This is a genomic window from Methylobacterium brachiatum (assembly GCF_020523825.1).
In the GTDB taxonomy this organism is placed as follows: Bacteria; Pseudomonadota; Alphaproteobacteria; order Rhizobiales; family Beijerinckiaceae; genus Methylobacterium; species Methylobacterium brachiatum.
In genome coordinates this window covers 132,967-157,244 of sequence record NZ_JAJALK010000002.1, presented here as the reverse complement: position 1 = coordinate 157,244, position 24,278 = coordinate 132,967, and the positions used below count along the sequence as shown (strand labels likewise).

24 protein-coding genes are annotated in these 24,278 nt (G+C 71.2%); 11 read left to right on the top strand and 13 right to left on the bottom strand.

From position 1 onward, the window contains the following. Positions 1-2 precede the first annotated feature (2 nt). Complete coding sequence (gene fdhE, locus LGR69_RS04455; protein WP_230365301.1) at positions 3-992, top strand: formate dehydrogenase accessory protein FdhE; 990 nt, start codon at positions 3-5, stop codon at positions 990-992. Between the two features lie 207 nt (positions 993-1,199). Here the strand turns inward: fdhE and LGR69_RS04450 are convergent, their stop codons facing one another. The 3 genes from LGR69_RS04450 to LGR69_RS04440 all read right to left on the bottom strand — a co-directional run bounded on the left by LGR69_RS04450 (position 1,200) and on the right by LGR69_RS04440 (position 3,177). Next, positions 1,200-1,547, bottom strand: coding sequence for a hypothetical protein (locus LGR69_RS04450; RefSeq protein ID WP_091863417.1), 348 nt, complete (start codon positions 1,545-1,547; stop codon positions 1,200-1,202). A gap of 218 nt (positions 1,548-1,765) precedes the next feature. After that, positions 1,766-2,251, bottom strand: a complete 486-nt coding sequence (locus LGR69_RS04445) for an SRPBCC family protein (protein ID WP_007563192.1) — start codon at positions 2,249-2,251, stop codon at positions 1,766-1,768. Between the two features lie 284 nt (positions 2,252-2,535). Continuing rightward, entirely contained in the window at positions 2,536-3,177 is a 642-nt protein-coding gene (locus LGR69_RS04440) for a L,D-transpeptidase (protein ID WP_230365300.1), read from the bottom strand. A 280-nt stretch (positions 3,178-3,457) separates the two neighbouring features. Between LGR69_RS04440 and LGR69_RS04435 the strand changes: the two genes are divergently transcribed. Next, the gene (locus LGR69_RS04435) at positions 3,458-4,759 is read left to right on the top strand and encodes an ArgE/DapE family deacylase (protein WP_007563188.1); all 1,302 of its coding nucleotides are present in this window, start codon (positions 3,458-3,460) and stop codon (positions 4,757-4,759) included. Between the two features lie 400 nt (positions 4,760-5,159). Here the strand turns inward: LGR69_RS04435 and LGR69_RS04430 are convergent, their stop codons facing one another. Next, a complete protein-coding gene (locus LGR69_RS04430) occupies positions 5,160-6,221 on the bottom strand; it encodes an SDR family oxidoreductase (protein WP_230365299.1) in 1,062 nt (353 codons plus the stop codon). Between the two features lie 318 nt (positions 6,222-6,539). Further along, positions 6,540-7,874, bottom strand: a complete 1,335-nt coding sequence (aptA, locus tag LGR69_RS04425) for an omega-aminotransferase AptA (RefSeq protein ID WP_230365298.1) — start codon at positions 7,872-7,874, stop codon at positions 6,540-6,542. Positions 7,875-8,025: 151 nt separating this feature from the next. Between aptA and LGR69_RS04420 the strand changes: the two genes are divergently transcribed. Beyond that, complete coding sequence (locus LGR69_RS04420) at positions 8,026-8,586, top strand: cupin domain-containing protein (RefSeq protein WP_007563185.1); 561 nt, start codon at positions 8,026-8,028, stop codon at positions 8,584-8,586. Between the two features lie 207 nt (positions 8,587-8,793). Further along, positions 8,794-8,991, top strand: coding sequence for a hypothetical protein (locus tag LGR69_RS04415; RefSeq protein ID WP_007563183.1), 198 nt, complete (start codon positions 8,794-8,796; stop codon positions 8,989-8,991). Between the two features lie 6 nt (positions 8,992-8,997). Here the strand turns inward: LGR69_RS04415 and LGR69_RS04410 are convergent, their stop codons facing one another. From LGR69_RS04410 to LGR69_RS04400, 3 genes are all read right to left on the bottom strand, one after another. Next, the gene (locus LGR69_RS04410; RefSeq protein WP_230365297.1) at positions 8,998-9,867 is read right to left on the bottom strand and encodes an amidohydrolase family protein; all 870 of its coding nucleotides are present in this window, start codon (positions 9,865-9,867) and stop codon (positions 8,998-9,000) included. A gap of 2 nt (positions 9,868-9,869) precedes the next feature. Beyond that, positions 9,870-11,174: an MFS transporter gene (locus tag LGR69_RS04405; RefSeq protein WP_007563181.1), complete on the bottom strand. Its 1,305-nt coding sequence runs from the start codon at positions 11,172-11,174 to the stop codon at positions 9,870-9,872. A 129-nt stretch (positions 11,175-11,303) separates the two neighbouring features. Continuing rightward, positions 11,304-11,834, bottom strand: a complete 531-nt coding sequence (locus LGR69_RS04400; RefSeq protein ID WP_007563180.1) for a hypothetical protein — start codon at positions 11,832-11,834, stop codon at positions 11,304-11,306. Positions 11,835-12,055: 221 nt separating this feature from the next. Here LGR69_RS04400 and LGR69_RS04395 point away from each other — a divergent pair, with 221 nt between their 5' ends. Beyond that, on the top strand, positions 12,056-12,811 hold the full coding sequence (locus LGR69_RS04395) for a phosphodiester glycosidase family protein (RefSeq protein ID WP_091863426.1): 756 nt from the start codon (positions 12,056-12,058) through the stop codon (positions 12,809-12,811). A gap of 198 nt (positions 12,812-13,009) precedes the next feature. Beyond that, positions 13,010-15,109: a beta-galactosidase gene (locus LGR69_RS04390; RefSeq protein WP_230365296.1), complete on the top strand. Its 2,100-nt coding sequence runs from the start codon at positions 13,010-13,012 to the stop codon at positions 15,107-15,109. A gap of 45 nt (positions 15,110-15,154) precedes the next feature. Here the strand turns inward: LGR69_RS04390 and LGR69_RS04385 are convergent, their stop codons facing one another. Continuing rightward, positions 15,155-16,273 (bottom strand): NADH:flavin oxidoreductase/NADH oxidase, encoded by a 1,119-nt coding sequence (locus LGR69_RS04385; protein ID WP_230365295.1) that lies wholly within the window; start codon positions 16,271-16,273, stop codon positions 15,155-15,157. A gap of 204 nt (positions 16,274-16,477) precedes the next feature. On the opposite strand from LGR69_RS04385, the gene LGR69_RS04380 reads away from it, so the two are divergent. Continuing rightward, positions 16,478-16,960, top strand: a complete 483-nt coding sequence (locus LGR69_RS04380; RefSeq protein ID WP_230365294.1) for a hypothetical protein — start codon at positions 16,478-16,480, stop codon at positions 16,958-16,960. 40 nt (positions 16,961-17,000) lie between these two features. Here LGR69_RS04380 and LGR69_RS04375 read toward each other — a convergent pair whose 3' ends face one another. From LGR69_RS04375 to LGR69_RS04365, 3 genes are all read right to left on the bottom strand, one after another. After that, positions 17,001-18,251 (bottom strand): extracellular catalytic domain type 1 short-chain-length polyhydroxyalkanoate depolymerase, encoded by a 1,251-nt coding sequence (locus tag LGR69_RS04375; RefSeq protein WP_370881375.1) that lies wholly within the window; start codon positions 18,249-18,251, stop codon positions 17,001-17,003. A 125-nt stretch (positions 18,252-18,376) separates the two neighbouring features. Next, positions 18,377-18,796 (bottom strand): hypothetical protein, encoded by a 420-nt coding sequence (locus tag LGR69_RS04370; RefSeq protein ID WP_007563174.1) that lies wholly within the window; start codon positions 18,794-18,796, stop codon positions 18,377-18,379. Positions 18,797-19,031: 235 nt separating this feature from the next. Next, positions 19,032-20,957, bottom strand: a complete 1,926-nt coding sequence (locus LGR69_RS04365; protein WP_230365292.1) for a propionyl-CoA synthetase — start codon at positions 20,955-20,957, stop codon at positions 19,032-19,034. 337 nt (positions 20,958-21,294) lie between these two features. On the opposite strand from LGR69_RS04365, the gene LGR69_RS04360 reads away from it, so the two are divergent. Beyond that, positions 21,295-21,615 carry a GIY-YIG nuclease family protein gene (locus LGR69_RS04360; RefSeq protein ID WP_230365291.1) on the top strand — a complete coding sequence of 107 codons (321 nt, stop codon included), beginning with the start codon at positions 21,295-21,297 and terminating at the stop codon, positions 21,613-21,615. A 185-nt stretch (positions 21,616-21,800) separates the two neighbouring features. On the opposite strand, the gene LGR69_RS04355 is transcribed toward LGR69_RS04360, so the two are convergent. Next, complete coding sequence (locus LGR69_RS04355) at positions 21,801-21,983, bottom strand: YdcH family protein (protein WP_007563171.1); 183 nt, start codon at positions 21,981-21,983, stop codon at positions 21,801-21,803. Between the two features lie 131 nt (positions 21,984-22,114). On the opposite strand from LGR69_RS04355, the gene LGR69_RS04350 reads away from it, so the two are divergent. The 3 genes from LGR69_RS04350 to LGR69_RS04340 all read left to right on the top strand — a co-directional run bounded on the left by LGR69_RS04350 (position 22,115) and on the right by LGR69_RS04340 (position 24,152). Next, entirely contained in the window at positions 22,115-22,375 is a 261-nt protein-coding gene (locus LGR69_RS04350; protein ID WP_007563169.1) for a YdcH family protein, read from the top strand. Between the two features lie 173 nt (positions 22,376-22,548). Continuing rightward, the gene (gene purE, locus LGR69_RS04345; protein WP_007563167.1) at positions 22,549-23,046 is read left to right on the top strand and encodes a 5-(carboxyamino)imidazole ribonucleotide mutase; all 498 of its coding nucleotides are present in this window, start codon (positions 22,549-22,551) and stop codon (positions 23,044-23,046) included. Next, entirely contained in the window at positions 23,043-24,152 is a 1,110-nt protein-coding gene (locus LGR69_RS04340) for a 5-(carboxyamino)imidazole ribonucleotide synthase (protein WP_230365290.1), read from the top strand. The genes purE and LGR69_RS04340 overlap by 4 nt, the downstream gene beginning before the upstream one ends. The last annotated feature ends 126 nt before the right edge of the window (positions 24,153-24,278 follow it).

The following is a 24,278-nucleotide window of genomic DNA, read 5'->3' as shown; positions in this document are numbered from 1 at the left end:
GCGTGGCCAATTTCTTCCGGCGCAAGCCCGCGGTCCCGGCCGAGACGACGCAAGCCGCTTCCGAGCCGAAGCCCCGGCGGCGGGATTTCAGCGAGCTGAAGCCCGATCCCGACAAGATCGGGATCTCGGGCTCGGTCCCGTTCGTGCGGCTGCCCGATCCCGGAACGCTGTTCGCCGACCGAGCCGCGCGCCTGACCGCCGCGGCGCCGGGGCATCCGCTCGAGGCCTACTTGCTGTTCGTGGCCGAGGTCGCCCGGGCGCAGGCTTCGGTCCAGGCGGCGTTCCCGGCCGCCGAGGCCCCAGCGGCGGCCGACATGGCCCTGCGCGCCGAGCACGGCATGCCGCCCCTGTCACGCCAGCGGCTCGAGACCGATGCCGGCTTCGACGCCTGCCTCATTGCCCTCCTGGAACAGCTCGACCTGTCGGTGTCGCCCGAGGCGTCCCAGGCGGCGCGGGCGAGCCTGCTGGCGGCGTCCCCGGCCGACCGGCTCGACCTGGCCGTGCAGGTCGTCGAAGGCGCGCTGCCGGTGGAGCGGATCGCCGAATGCGTGTTCGTCGGGGCGGCCCTGCAGGTCCGGTTCGCCCAGGATGCGGCGCGGCTCGACGCATCCGCCCTGAAGCCCGTGGCCGACGGCGTCTGCCCGTGCTGCGGCGGCGCGCCCGTGGCGAGCGTGGTGGTCAGCTGGACCCCGGCCGACAAGGCCCGGTACCTGAGCTGCTCGGTCTGCGGCACCCTGTGGAACCATGTCCGGATCCGCTGCACCGCCTGCGGCTCCGGCGAGGGCATCAGCTATTACGGGCTCGACGAGGTGTCGAAGGACGTCCAGGTCGAGACCTGCACGACCTGCCACAGCTACATCAAGCACCTGCACCAGCATCGGGCGCCGGCGCTCGACCCGGTGGCGGACGACATCGCGTCCTACGGCCTCGACCTGAAGATCACCGAGGACGGGTTTCGCCGGGCGGGCTTGAACTTGCTGTTCATTGTTTGAGTCCCGGATCCACAAGGTCCGGGACCTTGTGCGGGTGCAGGGCGGAGCCCTGCTAAAAGCCTCTCACAAAACTCCCGCCGCACCGTCGCGTGCGAAGGGAGAGCTCCCGGGAACCGGGAGTTTTGTGAGGTGCTCTAAGTCCCGCGCTCAGACTGCGCTTCGCGTCATCGTTTTCGAAAGCCGGCGTCCACCGTTCGGGATGATGCTCTAGCGATACCCGTAGCGGCTCTTGGCGGCGGCCAGGAGGTGAAGCGCCTCGCCGGACTTGCCGGCGGCGCATTCCGCGGCGGCCTGGCTGAGGTCGGCGTTGAAGCGGTCGCCTACCGGCTTGTTGAGGTTGCCGGTCGCCACATCGCTGTCGACGATGGCCTTGGTGCGCGCGATCTCCGGGCCGCAGCCGCTGCCCGTCGGCAGGGCCAGCGGCGCCGGCACGACGGGCGAGGGCTCGGAGACCTTGGGCGCGGCGGCGCGCTGCTGGCAGGCACCCAAAGTCGCGGCGGCGAGAACGACGAGACTGAGACGCATCGGGAGACGGGACGCGGGCACGGCGATCATCCTGTTGCGGCGCACGGGCTGCGCCGCCGGGGTTTTGAGCCGAGCTTGGCAGTGGGTCAATCGCCCCGGCGGCATGGCTGTGCGCTGTGATGATCACGCATCGCGCTCGGTGTGATCCGGGGCTGAGATGCCCTGACCTTCCCGCAGAGGGTGCAGGTCCCCTCTCCCGTGCGGAAGAGGGGGCGCGTCGAGCCTTCGGCCCGCGCGGGTGGGCGCGGCTACTTGGCCTTGTCCGACAGCGCCTTCAGGCCCGATTCGTAGATCCCCTGGATGGCGTCGACCGCCACGGTGTCGGGGGCGCCCTTGGCGTTGAAGGTGCCGCTCCAGGTCACCTTGGAGCCCGTGCCCTCGGGGGCGACGGCCAGCGTCGACTTGTAGTCGGCGACCGGCAGCGGGCCTTCCAGGATCGTGTAGGTGTAGCTCATCACCTTGTCGTCGCGGGAGACCTGCTCCTCCTTGAGGGTGCCGCCGCCCTTCAGGCTCAGCGTGCGGACCTTCATGCCGTCCTTGTCGGACAGGACGCACTTCTCGATGGCCGGGTGCCAGTCGCCGATGCCGCAGAACTCGCCGATCGTCTGCCAGACCTTGGCCGGCGGCGCGGCGATGTCGGCCGAGCGCGTCACCTCCAGGGCATGACCCGCCACGGTGGAAGCGGCCAGCGCCAGGGCGGCGAGAGGCAGGGGCCGGCTGAAAGCGAAGGGCATCGGGGGGAGTCTCCATCCATGACGATCGCGGCGGGCGCCGCGCAGCCTCTGAGGGCCGCGCTTGAGCTAGGCCGGGATGCCCGCCTCGGCAATGGCCCGGATGGAGGGGGTGGGCGGCCGCGCCCAGACGACGCGGTGTGTCGGGCGGCCGCGCGTATCCCAAACCCTCCCCTCATTCTGAGGCGCCGGGCGATCCAGGATCGCTCGGCTGCGCGAAAGGGCTCCGTCGAGGGCGCTGCGTCGCGATGCGGGCGTGGGTGGGAAGGGCCTGACGAGCCCCTACCCTACCAGCCATCCACCACATCGACCTCGACGGGATACCCATAGCCCGGGACCGGCACGTAGGCCGGGCGCACGACGGTGCGGGCGTAGGTGGCCGGGAGCGTGCGCCGGCCCATCTGGTCGAGATCGGCCAGGCTGTCGTCCGGTGCGTAGGGATCGCGGCTCCGGGCGACCCGGCGGCTGCGCACGGCGCGCTCCGCCACCACGGCATCCGCGCCCTCGATCTGGACGCGGGTCCGGTTCATGCCCTGCGCCTTCACCAGGTTGAACAGGGTCGCGGCGTTGCGCACCGACAGGCGCACGCAGCCATGCGACGCCGCGCGGCCCAGGCTGCGGACGTGGTTGGTGCCGTGGATCGCGTGGCCCTGGGTGGTGAAGAACATCGCGAACGGCATGGGCGCGTCGTCCCACTCCTTCGAGAAGTGGGTGCGCTCCATCCGGAACGGCCGATAGGAGCCGGACGGGGTGTCGTAGGCCTCGACCCCGGTAGAGACCGGCCAGGTGTAGCGCGGCTGCCCGTCGACCGAGACCTCCATCCGCTGGGAGGATTTGTCGACGCTGATGAGCACATCCGCCCGCGCCGCCGGCGGCGCGGCGGTCCAGAGAATGAGCCCCGACAGGACCGAGACCAGACCGATACGCATGTACGACCTCGATAGATGGGCGAAGACAGCTTTCAGATAGGCTAAGCCATTGGCAACGCCAAGGTTCCTGGGCGCAGGCCGGCGGCCGCGGGGCTCGACTGCGCAGAGCGCGCCCCGCGAGGCAACCCAGGACAGCGCGCGATCCCGGACCGTGGCGTACGCCACGGGTGTGGTGCTGCGCGCACGACGACCGCGCAGGTTCGATTCGGCACGGAAGATGCGGCCGTTGACACGCGCCCGCGGCCGGGCGCCTCCTCCCCGTCCCGAACCCGGAGATCCCATGGTCTTCCCATCCACCCTCGACCCCGCCCTCGCCGCCGAGATCGAAGCCTCCGTGGCGGAGGGCTTCGCCGACCAGGTCGCGCACACGCAGGCGCTGATCCGGTTCGCCTCCCTGCGCGGGGCCGAGCATGCCTGCCAGGATTACGTGTTCGGGGCGTTCCGGGCCCGGGGCTACGCCACCGAGCGCTTCGCCATGGACCGGGCCGCCATCGCGGCCCATCCGGGCGGCTCGAAGATCGATGACCGGCATTCGGATGCCCCGATCGTGGTCTGCCACCACCGTCCGCAGACCGAGACCGGGCGCTCGCTGATCCTGCAGGCCCATGTCGACGTGGTGCCGGAAGGGCCTCTCGACCTGTGGACCCATCCGCCCTTCGACCCGGTGATCGAGGGCGACTGGCTCTACGGCCGCGGCGGCGGCGACATGAAGGCGGGGCACGCCGCCAACCTGTTCGCCCTCGACGCGCTCGCCCGCCTCGGCCTCCAGCCCGCCGCCGCGGTGACGATCCAGTCGGTGGTGGAGGAGGAATCCACCGGCAACGGCGCGCTCGCGACCCATCTGCGCGGCTACCGGGCCGACGCCGTGCTGATCCCGGAGCCCGAGGACGAGAAGCTCGTGCGCGCCAATACCGGCGTGCTGTGGTTCACGGTCGAGGTCCGGGGCGTGCCGGTCCATGTCCGCGAGATGGGGGCCGGCGCCAACGCCATCGACGCGACCTACCGGGTGATCGGCGCCCTGCGGGAGCTCGAGGCGCGCTGGAACGCCGAGAAGTCCGCGCACCGCCACTTCGCGGCGGAGGACCATCCGATCAACCTGAATATCGGCAAGATCGAGGGCGGCGACTGGGCCTCCTCGGTGCCGGCCTGGTGCCGGATCGATTGCCGGGTCGCGCTCTATCCGGGCGTCCCGGCCGCGAAGGCCGCCGCCGAGATCGAGGCCGCGGTCGCGAATTTCGCCCGCACCGACCCGTTCCTCGGCAACAGCCCGCCGCGCGTGGCCTTCAACGGGTTCTTCGCCGAGGGCTACGTGCTCGAGGAGGGCTCGGAGGCCGAGGCCGTGCTCGGCCGCGCCCATGAGCGGGCGATGGGCACCAAGCTGCAGAGCTTCATGTCGCCGAGCTATCTCGATACCCGGGTCCACGCCCTCTACGACCGGGTTCCGGCCCTGTGCTACGGGCCGATCGCCCAGAACGTCCACGGCTTCGACGAGCGCGTCAGCCTCGCCTCGGTGAAGCGCTGCACCACCGCGATGGCGCTGTTCGTGGCCGAATGGTGCGGGACGGAGCGGCGACCGGGCTGAGGGTTCGGTCCTTCGTATGGAGCACAGGTCCCCTCTTCCGTGCGGGCTACGATGTTCACACATCGCTGCCGGACGAGAACCAAGGCCAACCCCAAGCGCGCCTCCCTCCCCCGTGGAGGGGGGAGGGTGGGCCTCGCGTGAGCGAGGGTCGGGAGAGGGGGGACCCGGGTTCAGGAGAAGGCGTGGCCGGCATGACGGGCGAAGCCCTGTTCTGCCACGTTGCTCCCCTCTCCCGACCCCCTTCGGGGGCCACCCTCCCCCACAGAGGGGGGGGGAGGGAAAGCGGGTGTCGGCCTCGGAGAGACGTCTCTTGTGGCCGAGAACCGTCCGGACCGCATCCTGTGAATCGGCTAACTCGCGCGGAAGGGGACCTGTCCCCCATCCGGCGATGCGTTCCCCCTTAAGGAATCAGCCGGTCCGCCCGGAGCTGTGTGAACAGGTCGTAGAAGGCGTCGTCGGTCGGCTGATACGCTGAAAAACCCAGCCGGCGGCTCTTGCTCATGTCGGTGACGACCTCGATCGGCCGGCCGAGATCGGCGTCGGTGTGCCAGGGCGAGGCGAGCTTCGCGAGGTCCGGCTCGGCCAGGCCGTGCTGCTTGGCGATCTCGGCCCAGGCCGGCCCGTCCTGGGCCATCCGCTCCTCCAGCGGCCGGACCGTGCCGTCGAACGGCACCGCCTCGATCCCGAACCAGTCGGCGATCCGGCCCCACATCCAGCTCCAGCGGAAGACGTCGCCGTTGACGACGTTGAACGCCTCGTTGGCGGCCTTCGGCTCGGTAGAGGCCCAGAGCAGATGGCGGGCGAGCAGCCTGGCATCGGTCATGTCGGTCAGCCCGTTCCACTGGGCGGCCGAGCCCGGGAAGGTGAAGGGCCGGTTGAGCGCGCGGCACAGGGTGGCGTAGCAGGCCAGCGTCGTGCCCATGTTCATGGCGTTGCCCACCGCCTTGCCGATGATCGTGTGCGGGCGGTGCACGCTCCAGGCGAAGCCGTCGCGGGCGCTGGCGTCGAACACCGCGTCCTCCTGGGCGTAGTAGAAATTCTCGATGTCGAGCCGGCCCTGGTCCTCGCGGAACGGCGTCTGCGGCAGGGCGCCCTTCCCGTAGGCCTCGAACGGGCCGAGATAGTGCTTCAGCCCGGTCACCAGGGCGACGTGGCGGACGCTACCCATCGGCCGCAGGGCGTCGAGCAGGTTCTCGATCATCGCCCGGTTGACCCGGATCATCTCGGCCTCGGTCGGGCGCCGCTGCCAGGTCGCCAGGAAGACGTGGCTCGGGGCGAGGCCGGCCAGGGCCGTCTCCAGGGAGGCCGGGTCCTGCAGGTCGGCCACGACGGGCTCGACCCCCGCCATCGCCACCGGCTTGCGGGCGAGGCCCGCGACGCGCCAGCCCTCCTCGGTGAGCCGCGCCGCGGTGGCGCTCCCGACGATCCCGCTGGCGCCGACGATCAGGGCGGTGTTCGACATGCACATCCTCTCGACCTGGCTCACATCCAGGTTGAGCGGCAGATGCGGCCGTCACCCACAGGCTTCAAGGCCAACCGGCGCCGCCCTCCCCCGCGTCGCGGGTATTGGCGGGGTGTCGATGGGTAGAGGTCAGCGACTAGGCACACCCGGTGTCATCCCTCTGCGGGAGACGGTGCTCACGACTTTCCAGGCGCTGCGCGGGTTCCCCCTCTCCCCGCACGCGGGGCGAGGGGATCGCGGCCCGTAGGCCGGTGCTAGAACGTCAGGGGCCGGTACGGCAGGCTCGATCGCGATCCAGCGGCCGCCAACCCCCGCCCCTCACGCCACCCGGTCGATCGCCGCGCCCAGCACCTCGACGATCTCGCCGATCTGGCCGCGCTCCAGGATCAGCGGCGGCGACAGGGCGATGATGTCGCCGGTGACGCGGGTGAGCAGGCCGCGCTGGAAGCAATCCACGAACAGCTCGTAGGCGCGCTTGCCGGGGGCGTCGGGCCGGGGCGCCAGCTCGATGCCGGCGATCAGCCCGATGGTGCGGATGTCGATGACGTTCTTGCGCCCGCGCAGGTCGTGCATCGCCGCCGCCCAATCGTCGGCGAGGTCGGCGGCGCGGGTGAGCAGCCCCTCCTCCCGGTAGATGTCGAGCGTCGCGAGGCCGGCCGCGCAGGCCACCGGGTGGCCGGAATAGGTGTAGCCGTGGAACAGCTCGATCCCGTCCGGGCCGTTCATCAGCGCGTCGTGCACCGGGCGGCTCGCGAATACCGCGCCCATCGGCACCGTGCCGTTGGTCAGGCCCTTGGCGCTGGTGACGAGGTCCGGCACCACGCCGAAATAATCGGTGGCGAAGGGTGCGCCGAGGCGGCCGAAGCCGGAGATCACCTCGTCGAAGATCAGCAGGATGCCGTGCTTGGTGCAGAGCGCGCGCAGGCGCTCGAGATAGCCCTTCGGCGGGATCAGCACGCCGGTGGAGCCGGCCACCGGCTCGACGATGCAGGCCGCGATGGTCTCGGCGCCGTGGAGCGCCACCAGCCGCTCAAGATCCTCGGCCAGCTCCGCCCCGTGCTCGGGCTGGCCCTTCACGAAGGCGTTGCGGGCCGGGTCGTGGGTGTGGCGCAGGTGGTCGGTGCCGTTGAGCTGCGGGAAGACCCGGCGGTTCGAGACGATGCCGCCCACCGACAATCCGCCGAAGCCGACCCCGTGATAGCCGCGCTCCCGGCCGATCAGCCGGGTCCGGGTCCCCTGCCCGATCGCCCGCTGGTAGGCGAGCGCGATCTTGAGCGCGGTGTCGACCGATTCCGAGCCGGAATTGGTGAAGAACACCCGGTCGAGGCGCTGGTCCGGCCCGCCCGGGGCGATCTCGGCGAGGCGCTCGGCGAATTCGAAGGCGATCGGGTGGCCCATCTGGAAGGTCGGGGCGAAGTCGAGCGTCGCGAGCTGGCGCTCCACCGCCGCCGCGATCCCCCGGCGCCCGTGCCCGGCATTGACGCACCAGAGCCCGGCGGTGCCGTCCAGGACCGTGCGGCCGTCATCGGCCGTGTAGTGCATGCCCTCGGCGGCCACGAGCATCCGCGGCGCCGCCTTGAACTGACGGTTGGCCGTGAACGGCATCCAGAAGGCGTCAAGCGACGGCGTGTTGCGCAGGGGATGGTCGGTCATGGGCGGCGCTCCGGGGCGAAGGTTTCTGCAGGGGACACCCTGGCGGATCGGGCAACAAGTCCTTTTCTGATCGCCGCCAAGCCCTTGCAGAATCGGGGCCGCGGGCGCCACCGTTGCGGGATCCTCAACACCTGAAACGGGGCCCGGGCGAATGAGCATCGATGTCGGCGCGCGCCTGCGCTTCGTGCGGGCGCGCCACGGCCTGTCGCAGCGGGCGCTGGCCAAGCGGGCCGGGGTGACGAACTCGGCGATCTCGCTGATCGAGGCGAACCGGGTGAACCCCTCGGTGGGCGCCCTGAAGCGGATCCTCGACGGGGTGCCGATCGGCATGGCCGAGTTCTTCGCGCTCGAACCGGAGCCTGAGCGCAAGGCGTTCTTCGCGGCCGACGAGCTCACCGAGATCGGCCGCAAGGCGGCCAAGGGGGCGATCTCGTTCCGGCAGGTGGGCGACAGCCTGTTCGGGCGCAAGCTGCAGATCCTCAAGGAGCGCTACGAGCCCGGGGCCGATACCGGCCGGGTGCCCCTCTCCCACGAGGGCGAGGAGGGCGGCATCGTGCTCTCCGGGCGCCTGGAGGTCACGGTCGGCGAGGAGCGGCGCATCCTCGGCCCCGGCGACGCCTACAGCTTCGACAGCCGCCGCCCGCACCGCTTCCGCTGCGTCGGCCCCAACCCGTGCGAGCTGGTCAGCGCCTGCACGCCGCCGAGTTTTTAGCGCTGCACGAAACGGCTGGAAGTCCTGGTTTCAAAAGGTCGTCGACCTTTTGCGGGTGCAGGGCGGGGCCCTGCTCTCTTCAGAGGCTCTGCCCCTGAACCCCGCCAAAGGGCTCAGCCCTTTGGGAACCCGGTCCGAGCCCGCATTCGCTCAAAAGCGGTGGATCCGGCTAACGCCGGATTCACGGGCGGCGCGTAGGAGGGGTGCATGAGCGCTCTCGCCGCCACCGCCAGCCGGATGCTGGCCTCGTCCCAGAACCAGGCGATCGGCACCGCGGTCGCGCGCCAGCAGATCAACGCTGAGAAGGCCGTGGCCGGGCTCGTGGCGGAGACCGCCCAGGGCGCCGCCGCCTCCGGCCCGCCGGCGCCTTCCGGACAGGGCCAGCGCGTCGACCTGCGGGTCTGACATCCCCTAGTCGAAACCGTAGAGGCGGCGCGGGTTGTCGACGAAGAGCCGGCGGCGGCGCTCCGCGTCCGGCACCCACTCGGCCATCAGGTCGAGCAGATCGGCCAGGCGCGGCGGCCCGTCCCAGGCGGCCACGTGCGGCCAGTCCGAGCCCCAGAGGCAGCGCTCGGGGGCGGCGTCGTTGAGGGCGCGGGCGAACGGGATCGTGTCGGCGTAGGGCGGGCCGGCGACCGAATCCCGGAAGGCGCCGGAGAGCTTCACCCAGTTGCCGTCGCGCACGAGGCCGAGCAGGGTCTGGAAGCCCGGATGCTCCACCCCCGCCGAGGCCGGCATGTGGCCCATATGGTCGAACACCAGGGGCACCGGCAGCCGCGCCAGGCGCGTGGCGATGGGCGGCAGGTCGCGGGCGTCCAGCAGGAACTGCAGGTGCCAGCCCATCTCCCGGGCGAGCGCCCCGTAGGCCTCGACCGCGTCGAGACCGACCCCGCCGCCGAACAGCACGTTGAGGCGCAGGCCCACCACCCCGGCCTCCTTCAGGGCGGCGAGCTCCGCGTCGGGCAGGCCCAGCGGGATCACCGCGATGCCGCGCAGGCGCTGCCGGTTGGCCCGGAGCGTCTCCACCATCAGGCGGTTGTCGGTGCCGTGGACGCTGACCTGAACCAGCACGCCGTTGGCCATGCCGGTGGCGTCGAGCATCGCCAGATACCGGTCCGCCGGGGCGGCCGGTGGCGTGTAGCTGCGGTCGGCCACCAGCGGATAGGCCGGCGGCAGGCCGATCACGTGGGCGTGGGTGTCGACCGCGCCGGCGGGCACCCGGTAGCGGGTCGGCCCGCCCGGATGCGGATCCGGGGCGGGGCAGTCTCGGATCTCCGGCATGGTCAGGTGTCCGCGTGCAGGACCCGGCCGCGGGTCTCGGGCAGCGCGAAGGCCGCCAGGAAGAAGATCCCGTAGGCGATCGCCGCGAAGATCGCGATGGCCGAGGCGAGGCCGGCGCGCTCGGCGAGATAGCCCACGAGCGCCGGGAACAGGGCGCCCACGCCCCGGCCGAAATTGTAGCAGAAGCCCTGCCCCGAGCCGCGCAGGCGGGTCGGGTAGAGCTCGGTCAGGAAGGCGCCCATCCCGGAGAAGTAGCCCGAGGCGAAGAACCCGAGCGGGAAGCCCAGCACCCAGAGCACGCTGTTGGAGAGCGGGATCTGCGTGTAGGCGACGATCACCGCGATGGCGCCGAGCGAGAAGATCAGGAACAGCGGCCGCCGCCCGAGCCGGTCGGCGAGCCAGGCGCCCACGAGATAGCCGGCGAACGAGCCGATGATCAGCGCCGCGAGATAGCCCGTGGAGGACACCACCGACAGGCCCCGCTCGGTGGTGAGGAAGCGCGGCACCCAGGTGGTGATCGCGTAATAGCCGCCCTGGCAGCCCGCCGCCGCCAGCGAGGCGAGCAGGGTCGTCTTGAGGATCGGCCCCGAGAAAATCTCCCAGATCTTCGGCCGGTCGCCGGTGGCGATGGCCCGGGCCCGGGTCTCGGCGGCGACCTGCGGCTCCTGGACGTAGCGGCGCAGGTAGAAGATCAGCAGGGCCGGCAGCGCGCCGATCGCGAACATCCAGCGCCAGGCGATCTCGGGGGGCAGCAGCGAGAAGGTCACTGCCTGGGCCAGCACCGCCATGCCCCAGCCGATCGCCCAGCCGGACTGGACCGAGCCGACGGCGCGGCCGCGATACTCGGCCCGGATGGTCTCGCCGATCAGTACGGCGCCGGCCGCCCACTCGCCGCCGAAGCCGAGTCCCAGGATCGCCCGGGCGATGAGCAGCTGCTCGAAATTCTGCACGAAGGCGCAGAGCAGCGAGAACACCGAGAACCACAGGATGGTGATCTGGAGGGTGAGCACCCGGCCGATCCGGTCGGCGATGAAGCCCGCGAGCCAGCCGCCCAGCGCCGAGGCGAGCAGCGTCACGGTGGCGGCGAGCCCGGCCGTGCCGGAATCGACGTGCCAGAGGGCCATGATCGTCCCGATCACCAGCGGGTAGATCATGAAGTCCATGCCGTCGAGGCACCAGCCGGCGGCGCATGCCCAGAAAGTGTGCCGCTCCGTCGAGGTCATGGAGCGGTAGAAGGCCATGAGGCTGGCGTCGCGGATCTCCACCGCCTCCACGCCCGTATTCCCCGGCCCGGATTCCGTACGCATCACACTCTCCCACCACCGGGTACCAGTATCGGCGCCAATAGCCGAGCTGTGCAACCGTGGGGAGGCGCCACGCAAGGAAAAGGCCGCCCGGAGGCGGCCTTTCCCAATGCGGTCCGGTTCAGGCGCCGCTCAGTAGCAGCGCTCGACCAGGACCCGGCGGTAGCCGTAGGGGGTCCAGCGCACCCGCGGGACCGTGTAGCAACCGCCGCCGTAGCCGTAATCGCCGGCATAGCCGACCGGGGCGTAGCCGCCGCCGTAGCCGTAGCCGTAACCCGGATAGCCGTAACCACCGTAGCCGCCGTAGAGGCCGCCGGCCGCCAGACCCAGGCCGACGCCGAGACCCAGGCCGCCGAGGCCGTAGCCGTAGCCGCCGCGATAGCCGTAGCCGCGGCCGTAGAAGCCCCGGCCGTAGCCGCCGTGGAAGCCGGCGCCGCGGAACCCGCCATAGCCGCCGCGGAACCCGCCGAAGCCGCCGCCCCGGAAGCCGCCGAATCCGGCACCCCGGAAGCCGCCGCCGAATCCACCACCGTGAAACCCGCCACCGTGGAACCCGCCACCGTGGAACCCGCCGCCGCCGAAGCCGCGCGCATCGGCGGTGGCCGGCATCACGACCAGGGCACCCGCCGCCAGCATGGCCGAGCCGAGCACTGCACCCTTCATCTTGTATCTCCGTCGATTCTAACCGCCCTCGTGAGCCAGAAACGCCTGAGTATTGAAAACAGTTCAGGTGCCGCCCGCGGCGCGCGGCCGCTGGCGGAGCCGCAAGCCCGGCGCCATCCTGAGCCGCGAAGCTCCGGTCCCGGACACGAAAATCGCCGTTTTCCCAGGCGAAAGGCGCTGCGCCTGCCCTCGCCCCCGCCTTCGGGCCCACGGAACCACCGATGACGACGCGCCCGGTTCACGCTCTGTTGATCGCGCTCGCGATGACGCTCGCGGTCGCCCGCGCGGCCGTGGCGGCCCCGGCCGCGCCGGATCTCTGCCGCGCCGTCCAGGCGCAGGGCGAGGCATTCACGGTCTGCACGATCGACCTGCGCCGGCAGCGGCTGCGGCTGTTCTGGCTCCAGGAGGACGGCCGGCCCTACGGCGCCCTGGGGACCCTTGCCGAGAAGCAGGGCGGGCGCCTCGCCTTCGCGATGAATGCCGGCATGTACGACAAGGAGCAGGCGCCGGTGGGCCTCTATGTCGAGGACGGGCGCGAGATGAAGCGGGTCTCGACCGCGGACGGGCCGGGCAACTTCCACCTCAAGCCCAACGGCGTGTTCTGGGTGAAGGGCGACAAGGCCGGCGTGCTCGACACCGGCCATTACCTCCGGGCGAAGATCCGGCCCGACTTCGCCACGCAATCCGGCCCGATGCTGGTGATCGACGGCCAGATCCACCCCAAGATTTCCACCGACGGTCCGAGCCAGAAGATCCGCAACGGCGTCGGGGTGCAGGAGGACGGGCGCGTGGCGGTGTTCGCCATCTCCGAGCGCCCGGTGACCTTCGGAGCCTTCGCCCGCCTGTTCCGAGACGACCTCGGCTGCCGGGACGCCCTGTTCCTCGACGGCACGGTCTCGAGCCTCTACGCGCCGAATCTCGGCCGCTCGGACATCAGCCGGCCGCTGGGGCCGCTGATCGGGGCGCTCGTGCGCTGAAGGCGCGCTCGGCATCCCGCATCACAGCGGGCCCGATCCCGGATCTCACCATCGAACGACCATGCGGCCGCGGACCGGCCAAGGATCGGCATCCGGCCCGGGGCCGCGAGGTCGGTCGCCCTGCGGTTCGGAACTGCCGTTAGCGCTTGGACGCGCGCACCGCCCCCGATATACTCAGACAAAACAAAGGGGGGAATCATGGCTCGGTCGAAGCTTGCCGCCAGCGTTGCGGCGATGGTGCTCGCGACGAGTTCGGCGGGGGCGCAAGTCCCGCAAACGATCCTGTACGGCGCGGCCTATTACGACGAGTATACGCCGGTCGACCGGGTCGACGAGGACGCCCGGATGATGAAGGCGGCGGGCATCACCGTCGTCCGGATCGCCGAATCCACTTGGGGCACCTTGGAGCCCCAGCCGAACGTCTTCAATTTCAGCCATATCGACCGGACCCTTGCGGCGATGAATCGCGAGGGCATCAAGGTCATCATCGGCACGCCGACCTATGCCGTGCCGACCTGGCTGGTGCGCCAGCACCCCGACATCCTGCTGCAGCCGGGCGCCTACGGTCCGCGGCAGAACATGGACATCACCAATCCCCATTACCGCGCGGCCGCCGAGCGCGTCATCGTGGCCCTGATCGACCACGTGAAGGACGATCCGGCGGTCATCGGCTACCAGGTCGACAACGAGACCAAACCGTTCGGGACCAGCGGCCCCAACGTCCAGGCCGCCTTCGTTGCGGCCATGAAGACCAAATGGTCGAGCCTCGACGATCTCAACAAGGCTTGGGGGCTCGACTACTGGAGCAACCGGATCAACAGCTGGGACGATTTCCCGTCGGTCAACGCGTCGATCAACGCCAGTATGACGAACGCCTTCCAGGCGTTCCAGCGCGGGCTCGTGACCGACTTCCTCGCGTGGCAGGCGGGTCTGGTCCGTCGGCACGCCCGGCCCGGCCAGTTCGTCACCCAGAACTTCGACCTCGACTGGCGCGGCTATTCCTACGGCATCCAGCCGGACGTCAACCATTGGGAGGCCGCCAAGGCGCTCGATGTGGCCGGCATCGACATCTACCATCCCAGCCAGGAGAAGCTGACCGGGACCGAGATCGCCTTCGGCGGCGACGTGGCCCGCTCGATGCGCGGCGGCGCGAATTACCTGGTGATCGAGACGCAGGCGCAGGGGTTCCCGGAATGGACGCCCTTCCCCGGCCAGCTGCGCCTGCAGGCCTTCAGCCACCTCGCCTCCGGTGCGAAGATGGTTGAGTACTGGCACTGGGCCACGACCACGAACTCGTTCGAGACCTACTGGCGCGGGCTGCTGACGCAGGACTACAAGCCCAACCCGGTCTACGACGAGGCGAAGACGATCGGCGCCGACCTCAAGCGGCTCGGGCCGAAGCTCGCCGACATGAAGAAGACGAACCGCGTCGCCCTCTACGTCAGCAACGCCGCGTTGAGCGCCTTCGATTCGTTCAAGATCAACACGCACGACTTCAAGGGCAATGCCGATCGGACGCCCGTGACCTACAACGAGGTGGTGCGCGGGTTCTACGATGCGCTGTACCGGCAGAACATCGAGGTGGATCTGATCTCTCCGTCTTCCACGGTGCCGCTCGATCAATACAAGCTGATCGTGGTGCCGGCGCTCTACGCGGCGAGCGACGCGGAGATCGCCAAGCTCAATGACTGCGCCAAGGCGGGCGCCCACGTGCTCTACAGCTTCAAGAGCGGCTTCTCCGACGAGAACACGAAGGTGCGCTTCGCGGCGCAGCCGGGCGGGATCGCGCAGGCGGCGGGGGTGACCTATCAGCTGTTCACGGTGCCCGAGGGCGTGTCGCTCGCGGGCGACCCGTTCGGCGTCGGCGCGGCAGACAACAAGGCCCGCTGGTGGATGGAGATGCTGACCCCGACCACCGCGACGGTGGTGGCGCGCTACCAGAGCCCGTCCTGGCCCGCCGCCGCCGCGGTGACGCGCAACAGCTGGGGCTCGGGCGCGGTGACCTATGTCGGCTTCATGCCGACCGATGCCCTGGCCGAGAAGATCCTGGCGGATGCGGCCAAGCGCGCCGGGATCGATGTTCCCGCGGTGCACTGGCCGATCATCGTGCGCGGGGGCACGCTGACGAACGGGCATCCGGTCCGCTACGTGCTGAACTACTCCGCGACGGCCCAGGCCACGCCCGCGATGGTGAGCGGCACCGAGCTCCTGAGCGGTCGGGCGGTCACGCGCGGCAAGCCGATCGACCTACCGGCTTGGGGCGTCGCGATCCTCGAAGGCGAGTCCGCAACGCCCTGATCGGATCGCGCTCGGCTTGGGGGCCGAGGGCGACCGGAGGGCGCTCTAGCGCTGCCCGAACGCCGTGTCCTTGAACAGGTCCTTGTATTCCCGCGGCTGGGAGCGCCAGTACTGCTTCGGCGCCCGCACCTGGGCGCCGAGCTCGGCCGCCGCGTGCCAGGGCCAGCGGGGATCGTACAGCATGGCCCGGGCGAGCGAGATCGCGTCGGCCTTGCCCTCGGCCAGGATCGCCTCCGCCTGCTGCGCCTCGGTGATCAGGCCGACCGCGATGGTGGTCAGCCCGGTCTCGGCCTTGATCCGCTCGGCATGGGGCACCTGGTAGCCCGGCCCGAGCTTGATCGCCTGCTTGGGCGAGACACCGCCGGTGGAGACGTGCAGCGCCGGCGAGCCGGCCTGCTTGAGCGCCTGGCCCAGGGCGACGGTCTCGTCGAGGTCCCAGCCGTCCTCGACCCAGTCGGTGGCCGAGACCCGCAGCCAGACCGGGCTGCCGGCCGGCACGACGTCGCGCACGGCGTCGTAGACTTCGAGGGGAAAGCGCATCCGGTTCTCGAGGCTGCCGCCATACTGGTCAGTGCGCTTGTTGGCGATCGGCGACAGGAACTGGTGCAGCAGGTAGCCGTGGGCGCCGTGCAGCTCGACGGCCTCGATCCCCAGCCGCACGGCGCGCTTGGCCGTGGCGACGAACTGGTCGCGGACGCGCTTCAGGTCGGCGGCGTCCAGGGCGTGGGGCGGCACCTCGGCCTCGCCGTGCGGGACCGCCGAGGGCGCCTCCGTGCGCCAGCCATAGGGATGCTCGGGCGGGATCTGCTGGCCGCCCTCCCAGGGCGCCTGGCTCGACGCCTTGCGGCCGGCATGGGCGATCTGGATGCAGATCGGGATCGGGGCGTATTCGCGCACCGCCTCCAGCACCCGGCCGAGCGCCCGCTCGCAGCCGTCCGAGTACAGGCCGAGATCCCAGGCGGTGATCCGCGCCTCCGGGGAGACCGCCGTGGCCTCCAGGGTCAGCAGGCCGGCGCCCGATTGGGCGAGCTGGCCGAGATGGATCATGTGCCAGTCGGTGGCCTCGCCGTCCCGGGCCGAATACTGGCACATCGGTGCGATCAGGATGCGGTTCTCGAGGGTGAGGGCATCCAGGGCGAGCGGTTCGAACAGGCGGGCGGTCATGGGCGGCTCCGTTACGGGCCGGGCCAATGTGGCGCAGCGGCGCGGCCGCGGCCAGCGCCGGCATGTGCGGTAGCCCACCCGCCAGGCGGCTCCGGCACGGCGCCGCGGGAACCGAGCGCCGGTTCGTTAACTTTTGGCAGGACGACGGCTCGAAGCCGCCGATGCGAACCGCCTGAGGGGGCGTGATCGCGTGAGGTCCTCTCCATGTTTCACCCGACCCGTTCCACCCGACTCGCCGCCCTTGCGGCCGCCCCGTTTGCCCTGGCGGCGTTCCTGGCCGTCCCGGCCGAGGCCCAGCCGGCCGCGTTCGGCGGCCCCAAGATCCTGATCCACGGCAATTACTGCGGCCCGGGCAACAACGCCCCGCTGCCGCCGATCGACGCCCTCGACGCGGCCTGCGCCCGCCACGACGCCTGCACCCCGAATGGCGGCCTGCCGTCCCAGGCCTGCAACCTGCGGCTCCAGCAGGAGGCGACCCTGATCTCGCGTGACCCGCGCCAGCCCCAGGATCTCCGGGCCCTGGCGGGCTTCGTCGCCGCGAGCGCGACCCTGATCCCCACCGAGTCCGGGCCGCAGCGCCTGCCGGCCTCGGTCTCCACGGACGCGGTGCCGGGCGCCTACGCCCCGACCCTGTCCCGGCCGGCGCCGTCGGTCGATTCGTCCGAGGACGAGCCGGACGACGAGTGAGGCTGAGCCGGGGCGCGTAACCCCGGCCCGGATCCGATCCTCATGTGCGGGCGGACGCGGCCCGCGCATGCTCAAGGAAGAACCGGACCATCGCGCGGCTCGCATCCGGGCCGCGGGGGTCTGTGAACGACCCGTCCGGGCTGCCGCCCGACCAGGCATGGCCGGCCCCGTGCAGGACCCAGTATTCGAGCTGCGTCCGGCCGGTCCCGTCGCTGCGGACGGTTCGCGTGTAGGCCACGCCCCCCGGGCTCCTGCCCCGCTCGACCGTCTCGGCGAGGCCCGTCGCCGCGCTGGCCTGGGCGACCACCTGGTCGCCGTTGGCCGGATGCACGGTGCGGTCGCCGTCGCCGTGGAACACGATGGTCGGGACTGCCTGTCGGTTGGGGCCGGGCTTTCCCCCCTGCCCCTTCATCGCCGCGAAGGCCGAGGCGACGTCCCGGGCCGCGCCGCAGGCCAGGCCGGAATGGACGCCCACCGCCGCGAACAGGTCCGGATAGGTGGCGGCCAGGATCGCCGCCGCGGCGCCTCCGGCCGAGAGTCCGGCCGCGTAGACCCGGTCCGGATCCGCGGAGAATTCGTCCACCACCGCCCGGGCGATGCCGGCGAGCAGGGCCGGCTCGCCGCCGTCGCGCACCTGGTCGCCGGCGGCGTACCAGTTCCAGCAGCGCTGCATGTTCGCCGATTGGGGCTGCTCCGGATAGGCGACCAGGAAGGTCTCGTCCTCGGCCAGCCGGTTCATCTGCGTGCCGGCGGCGAAATCGTCCGGGTTCTGCGTGCAGCCGTGCAGCATCAGGACGACCGGCAGCGCCTGGCCCGTATACCCGCTCGGCACGAACACCTTGTAGCGGCGGCTGCCCGCGGCGCCGGTGAACACGCGGTCCTCGAACCGGGCGCCCTCCGGCACGGGGGCGGCGGGTTTGCCCGTCTGGACGGAGCCGCCGGCAAACCCCTCCGCGAAGCCGCCGGCGGGAATGCCGCCTTTGGCGAGGCTGTCGCGCACGGTGCGCATCACCGCCGCAGCGATGTCGGCACCGCCGGGCGCGGCATGCGGGCGCGCGGCGGCCGGGTCCGGCGCCGTCCAGGCGCCGTCCGGGGATCTGGGCGCCTCCATGTCGATGGTGGCGGTCCCGGCGGGCTCGGCCGGACGGTCGCGCGCCCCGGCCCAGCGGGCGAAGGCATCGGCCTGACGGCGCTGGAACCGGCCCATCGCGGCGGTCATCCGCGCCGCCCGGGCGGCGCGCTGGCCCTCGGCTTCGGCCGAGCCGGCGGCACCGAAGCCGCCGAGCTTCATCTTGGAGAGATCGAGGTTCAAGAAATCCATCTTGGGAAAGTGTTTCATCGGGCCGTTCCTTGCGGGTGGGGTCGGACACGGCCGGCTGCTTGGCCCGACTGTGCGGTAGGGGTGGTCGGGGCGGTTCAGGCGATCCGGTCGGCCAGGGCGGCCTTGACGGCGGGGCTCGCCTGGAACGCGCCCAGCACCTCGACGGAGGCGATGGCGGCGCGGGCGAGCTCGGGGGTGACGTCGGTCGCCACGGTGGCGAGGCCGAGAACCTGGATGTGCAGGGGCGTGCCGGCGTCGCGGGCGGCCTCGAGGGTGGCCCGCGAATAGTGCGAGACGCCCAGGCGCAGCTGGCGCCGGGCCACGGATTGGCGCACCGCCTCCTCCTGCCGGTCGAGCTGGTTGCGCACGGCGGTGCGGATGAAGTCGGCGCGGTTGGCGTAGAATCCGTCGCGGACCATCAGGTCGACTCGGCCGAGATCGACGAAGCCGAGATTGATCGTGATCTTCTCGCTGTCCGGCACCTTCGGCCGGAGATCCTGCACAGTGTCGCTCATCGCCCCGCCATCCCCAGGCCATCCGGTTGGATGGTCTAGAGATGGTACGCGGATGTCGGGGCGCAAGGGGCGGCTGCGGCGAGCCTCGAAACCGTCGCGGTTTCAAAAGGTCCGGGACCTTTTGCGGGTCCAGGGCGGAGCCCTGGTGTCGGGCTTCGCCCGAGATCGGGGCTGCGCGCCCCGAACCCCGCCGAAGGGCCTCAGGCCCTTCGGGAACCCGGATCGCGACGCGTGATCAGCCGGCGCCGATCCCCCGCCCCTTCAGGCTGGCGTCGATCTCGTCCAGGGCGGTGGCGTCGTCGATGGTCGCCGGCATGGTCCAGGGCTCGTGGTCGGCGATGCGCTTCATGGTGGCGCGCAGGATCTTGCCGGAGCGGGTTTTCGGCAGCCGCGGCACGGTGAGCGCCAGCTTGAACGCCGCCACCGGGCCGATCTCGTCCCGCACCTTGGCGACCAGCTCGCGCTCGATGTCCTCGGGGGCGCGGTCGACCCGGGCCTTCAGCACCACGAAGCCGCAGGGCACCTCGCCCTTGAGCGCGTCGCGGATGCCGATGACCGCGCATTCGGCCACATCCGGGTGGCCGGCCAGCACCGCCTCCATGCCGCCCGTGGACAGGCGGTGGCCCGCGACGTTGATGATGTCGTCGGTCCGACCCAGCACGGTGATGTAGCCGTCCGCGTCGATCACCCCGGCATCCGAGGTGTCGTAATAGCCCGGGAAGGTGGCGAGGTAGCTCGACCGCATCCGCGCGTCCGAGCCCCAGAGGGTCGGCAAGCAGCCGGGCGGCAGGGGCAGGCGGATCGCGATCGTGCCCATCGTGCCGGGCGGGACCGGCTTGCCGCCCTCGTCCAGGACCTCGACCCGGTAGCCCGGCATCGGCACGCAGGTGCTGCCGTGCTTGACCGGCAGGAGGCCGAGGCCCAGCGGATTGCCGGCGATCGGCCAGCCGGTCTCGGTCTGCCACCAATGGTCGATCACCGGCCGGCCCAGCACCCGCTCGGCCCAGGCGACCGAATCCGGGTCCGCCCGCTCACCGGCCAGGAACAGGCTGCGGAAGGCCGAGAGGTCGTAAGCGCCGATCAGCGACCCGGCCGGATCCTCCTTCTTGATGGCGCGCAGCGCCGTCGGGGCCGTGAACAGGCAGACGACGCCGTGCTCGGCGACCACCCGCCAGAACGCCCCGGCATCCGGCGTGCCCACCGGCTTGCCCTCGTACAGGACCGTGGTGCAGCCGTGCAGCAGCGGCGCGTAGATGATGTAGGAATGGCCGACCACCCAGCCGATGTCGGAGGCGCAGAAATAGGTCTCGCCCGGCTGGACGCCGTAGAGGTTCGGCATCGACCAGGCGAGGGCGACGAGGTAGCCGCCGGTATCCCGGACCACGCCCTTCGGCTTGCCGGTCGTGCCGGAGGTGTAGAGGATATAGAGCGGGTCGGTGGCGGCCACCGGCACGCAGGCGGCCCGCTTGCCCGCGGCTTGAGCGACCGCGACGGTCTCGGCCCAGTCGTGGTCGCGCCCCGCGACCAGGCTCGCGGCGCATTGGGGCCGCTGCAGGATCAGGCAGGCTTCCGGCTTGTGGCGGGAGGTGGCGATCGCGAGGTCCAGCAGCGGCTTGTAGGCGACCACCCGGTTCGGCTCGAGGCCGCACGAGGCGGCCAGCACCACCTTCGGAGCCGCATCCTCGATCCGCACCGCCAGCTCGTTGGCCGCGAAGCCGCCGAACACCACCGAGTGCACGGCTCCGAGCCGCGCGCAGGCCAGCATGCCGAACAGGGCCTCGGGCACCATCGGCATGTACAGCACGACCCGGTCGCCCTTGCCGACGCCGAGCTCGGCCAGCACCGCGGCCAGCGCCGCCACCGAATCGCGCAGCGCCCGGTAGCTGATGCTCCGTTTGGTCCCGGTGACGGGGGAATCGTACAGGATCGCCGCCTGGTCGGCCCGCGCCCCCTCGGCGTGCCGGTCCACCGCGTTGTGGCAGGCGTTGAGCGTCCCGTCCGGGAACCAGCGGCCATAGGGGCCGGATTCGGGGGCGAAGGCCTGCGCCGGGTTCCGAGCCCAGTCGAGCGCCCCGGCCGCCTCCAGCCAGAACGCCTCCGGGTCGCGGCGCGCCGCGTCGTAGATCTCGGGATAGCGGCCCGGCGGGCTGGCGGTGGTCATCGGCGCGGCGTGTCCTCGAGAGCCGCTCTCCGGCGGCATCTCGGGGAGATTAGCTGATTCTGGTTTGTTGCGCGCGCGGGTGGGTGCTTGTCGGTGCTGCGGGTGACGCCGGATGGAGTGGGGCCCGGCTCAGCGGGGGAATTCGCTCCTCCCACCCAATCCCCTCATCCTGAGGTGCCGCGCAGCGGCCTCGAAGGAGCCCTCCAGGGATCGCGCGGCCGGCTGGAGGGCTCCTTCGAGGCCTCCGCTGCGCTCCGGCACCTCAGGATGAGGGGGGGGGTTGGAGGGGCGGTAGAAACCGCTAGGCTCGGCGTCCCGCGACGGACTGAGTCGGGCCGTGAATGCGTTCGTGTACATGCTGCGGTGCTCGGACGGCAGCTATTATGTCGGCTCCGCCCGCGGGGCGTCCCTCGACAAGCGCCTCAGCGAGCATGAGGCCGGAACGTATCCGGGCTACACCAGCCGGAGGCGGCCGGTCACGCTGGTCTATGCCGAGCAGTTCGAGCGCATCGCGGACGCGGTCGCGGCGGAGCGGCGCATCAAGGGCTGGAGCAGAGCCAAGAAAGAGGCACTGATCCGCGGCGACTGGGATGATCTGCGGATGCTGGCCAGGCGCCCAGCCGCTCAACGCCTCTCCGAACCATCCCCCTCATCCTGAGGCGACGGAGCGAAGCGGAGGCCTCGAAGGCGAGTTCTTTCGAGGCTCGCTGACGCGGGCAGCTCAAGATGAAAGACAGGGTAGGACAGTACGGTCTGTCCCCCCCAAAAGAAGCCGCCGCGCCGGGCGGCCCGACGCGGCGGCTGCCGTCTTGCGTCTATGTCCGGGAGGGACTCAGGCGCGGCTCAGTGCAGCGTGTCCGTGCCGGCCTGCAGCCTGTTGATTTCGTCCTTGAGGAGAAGTTTCCGTCGCTTCAGTTCAGCAATGTGGAGGTCGTTCGCCGAAGGCCTGTGGATCGCCTCGTGAATCTCACGCTCGAGGGCTTCGTGCTTCCGGGCGAGTTGGCTCAGATGCGTCTGCAGCGACATGAGTCGAATCTCCTGTCATTGTTCCGACACACGGAGACTGGCACAGGATGCCACACCTGTCGAAGCCTTTTCTCCGGCTAAGCCTGACGAATGCCGGCCCGGCCGGCTTGTCCCGCGGCGGGGCGTGACGCATGCTCTTCGACAAGGAACGGTCTTCGATCCCGCGGGTGATGATGGCGGACGAGTCGGGTGAGAGCGGGCAGTCGGACCTCGAGTCCGAGCTGAATCGGCTGCGCGAGGAGCATCGGGATCTCGACAGCGCCATCGAGGCGCTGGAGCGCAGCGTCGCCGGGGACCAGCTTCAGATCCAGCGCCTGAAGAAGCGCAAGCTGACCCTGCGCGACCGGATCTATCACATCGAGGACGCGCTGACCCCGGACATCATCGCCTAGGGCCTCGTCCGGGACCTCGATCCCGCGCGGCCACGGCTTGGCGTGCGTCCTCGTTCTCTCAGAGCCGGCAACCATCCTTCGGGATCGGGCATCGAAGTTGGTGGACGCGCCGGCGCGACGCCTTGCCGCCGGCCCGCCCCGCCTGTAAGCGGCCTCTTTTGCCGGGATCAACGATGGCGTCGCCTCCGGTCGCGATCATCATGGGCAGTCAGTCCGATTGGGCGACCATGCGGCACGCCGCCGAGACGCTCGACGCGCTCGGCGTGCCGCACGACACCCGCATCGTGTCGGCCCACCGCACCCCCGACCGGCTCGTGGCCTTCGCCAAGGGCGCCGTCGCGGCCGGGTTCAAGGTCGTGATCGCGGGCGCCGGCGGGGCCGCGCACCTGCCCGGCATGGCCGCCGCGATGACCCGCCTGCCGGTCTTCGGCGTTCCGGTGGAATCCAAGGCCCTGTCCGGCCAGGACAGCCTGCTGTCGATCGTGCAGATGCCGGCCGGCATCCCGGTGGGGACGCTGGCGATCGGCCGGGCCGGCGCGGTCAACGCCGCCCTGCTCGCCGCCGCGGTGCTGGCGCTCGCCGACTCGGACCTGGCGGAACGCCTGGAGGCCTGGCGCGCGGCCCAGACCGCATCGGTGGCCGAACGGCCGGAGACGGACAAGCTTTCGTGACGGATACAGCTCTGAAGCCCGGCTCCACCCTCGGCATCGTCGGCGGTGGCCAGCTCGGGCGCATGATCGCGCTCGCGGCGGCCAATTACGGGCTGAAGGTGCATGTCTACGCGCCCGACCGGGACAGCCCGGCCTTCGACGTCGCCGCCCGCACCACCTGCGCGGCCTATGACGACGCCGCCGCGCTGGCCGGCTTCGCGCAGAGCGTCGACGCGGTGACCTACGAGTTCGAGAACATCCCGCGCGCCACCGCCGACATCCTGGCCCGGCACGCGCCCCTGCACCCGAATGCCGAGGCCTTGTCCACGACGCAGGACCGCCTCACCGAGAAGGAATTCATCAACCGGCTCGGCATCCCGACCGCGCCGTTCCAGGCGGTGGACACGCCCGACGACCTCGACCGGGCGATCGCGGCGCTCGGCCTGCCGGCGGTGCTCAAGACCCGCCGGTTCGGCTACGACGGCAAGGGCCAGCGCATCCTGCGCGAGCGCGCCGAGGGCGACCGCAACGCCCTGTTCGCCGAGTTCGGCGGCGCGCCGCTGATCCTGGAGGGCTTCGTCCCGTTCGAGCGCGAGGTTTCGGTGGTGGCCGCCCGCGGCCGCGACGGCGGCTTCGCGGCCTTCGACCTGTGCGAGAACGAGCACCGCGACCACATCCTGGCGCTGACCCGGGTGCCGGCCCCGGGCCTCACCCCCGCGACCGCCCGCGCCGCCCTCGACATCGCCAGGCGGATCGCCGACGCCCTGGACTATGTCGGCGTGCTCGCCGTCGAGATGTTTTTGGTGCGCGAGGACGGCGCGGAGCGGCTGGTGGTCAACGAGATCGCGCCGCGGGTCCACAATTCCGGGCACTGGACCATCGAGGGGGCGACAACCTCGCAATTCGCCCAGCACGTCCGGGCGGTGTCCGGCTGGCCCCTCGGCGATTCGGCCCGGGTCGGCGGCCTGTCGGTGGAGATGCGCAACCTGATCGGCGCCCAGGCGGACGACTGGTCGGCGCTGCTCGCCGAGCCCGGCGCCCACCTCCACCTCTACGGCAAGGGCGAGGCCCGGCCCGGCCGCAAGATGGGCCACGTCACCCGGCTGGGGCCTGTTCCGGAGGCCTGACCGGGGCCGGTTCTGCGGCTTCGGGAACACACCGGCCGGGCCGCGCGCAGGCCGGATGCCGCGCGGCCCGGCCGGCGCGGCCCCAAGCCATACCTTCGCCACATCCCAAAGCTTCCACCACGGCGT

Bases quoted from the DNA above. Each gene is read 5' to 3' on its own strand.
- LGR69_RS04450 (WP_091863417.1), bottom strand. From the start codon at position 1,547: ATGATCGCCGTGCCCGCGTCCCGTCTCCCGATGCGTCTCAGTCTCGTC.
- LGR69_RS04445 (WP_007563192.1), bottom strand. From the start codon at position 2,251: ATGCCCTTCGCTTTCAGCCGGCCCCTGCCTCTCGCCGCCCTGGCGCTG.
- LGR69_RS04440 (WP_230365300.1), bottom strand. From the start codon at position 3,177: ATGCGTATCGGTCTGGTCTCGGTCCTGTCGGGGCTCATTCTCTGGACC.
- LGR69_RS04435 (WP_007563188.1), top strand. From the start codon at position 3,458: ATGGTCTTCCCATCCACCCTCGACCCCGCCCTCGCCGCCGAGATCGAA.
- LGR69_RS04430 (WP_230365299.1), bottom strand. From the start codon at position 6,221: ATGTCGAACACCGCCCTGATCGTCGGCGCCAGCGGGATCGTCGGGAGC.
- aptA (WP_230365298.1), bottom strand. From the start codon at position 7,874: ATGACCGACCATCCCCTGCGCAACACGCCGTCGCTTGACGCCTTCTGG.
- LGR69_RS04420 (WP_007563185.1), top strand. From the start codon at position 8,026: ATGAGCATCGATGTCGGCGCGCGCCTGCGCTTCGTGCGGGCGCGCCAC.
- LGR69_RS04415 (WP_007563183.1), top strand. From the start codon at position 8,794: ATGAGCGCTCTCGCCGCCACCGCCAGCCGGATGCTGGCCTCGTCCCAG.
- LGR69_RS04410 (WP_230365297.1), bottom strand. From the start codon at position 9,867: ATGCCGGAGATCCGAGACTGCCCCGCCCCGGATCCGCATCCGGGCGGG.
- LGR69_RS04405 (WP_007563181.1), bottom strand. From the start codon at position 11,174: ATGCGTACGGAATCCGGGCCGGGGAATACGGGCGTGGAGGCGGTGGAG.
- LGR69_RS04400 (WP_007563180.1), bottom strand. From the start codon at position 11,834: ATGAAGGGTGCAGTGCTCGGCTCGGCCATGCTGGCGGCGGGTGCCCTG.
- LGR69_RS04395 (WP_091863426.1), top strand. From the start codon at position 12,056: ATGACGACGCGCCCGGTTCACGCTCTGTTGATCGCGCTCGCGATGACG.
- LGR69_RS04390 (WP_230365296.1), top strand. From the start codon at position 13,010: ATGGCTCGGTCGAAGCTTGCCGCCAGCGTTGCGGCGATGGTGCTCGCG.
- LGR69_RS04385 (WP_230365295.1), bottom strand. From the start codon at position 16,273: ATGACCGCCCGCCTGTTCGAACCGCTCGCCCTGGATGCCCTCACCCTC.
- LGR69_RS04380 (WP_230365294.1), top strand. From the start codon at position 16,478: ATGTTTCACCCGACCCGTTCCACCCGACTCGCCGCCCTTGCGGCCGCC.
- LGR69_RS04375 (WP_370881375.1), bottom strand. From the start codon at position 18,251: ATGAAGCTCGGCGGCTTCGGTGCCGCCGGCTCGGCCGAAGCCGAGGGC.
- LGR69_RS04370 (WP_007563174.1), bottom strand. From the start codon at position 18,796: ATGAGCGACACTGTGCAGGATCTCCGGCCGAAGGTGCCGGACAGCGAG.
- LGR69_RS04365 (WP_230365292.1), bottom strand. From the start codon at position 20,957: ATGACCACCGCCAGCCCGCCGGGCCGCTATCCCGAGATCTACGACGCG.
- LGR69_RS04355 (WP_007563171.1), bottom strand. From the start codon at position 21,983: ATGTCGCTGCAGACGCATCTGAGCCAACTCGCCCGGAAGCACGAAGCC.
- LGR69_RS04350 (WP_007563169.1), top strand. From the start codon at position 22,115: ATGCTCTTCGACAAGGAACGGTCTTCGATCCCGCGGGTGATGATGGCG.
- purE (WP_007563167.1), top strand. From the start codon at position 22,549: ATGGCGTCGCCTCCGGTCGCGATCATCATGGGCAGTCAGTCCGATTGG.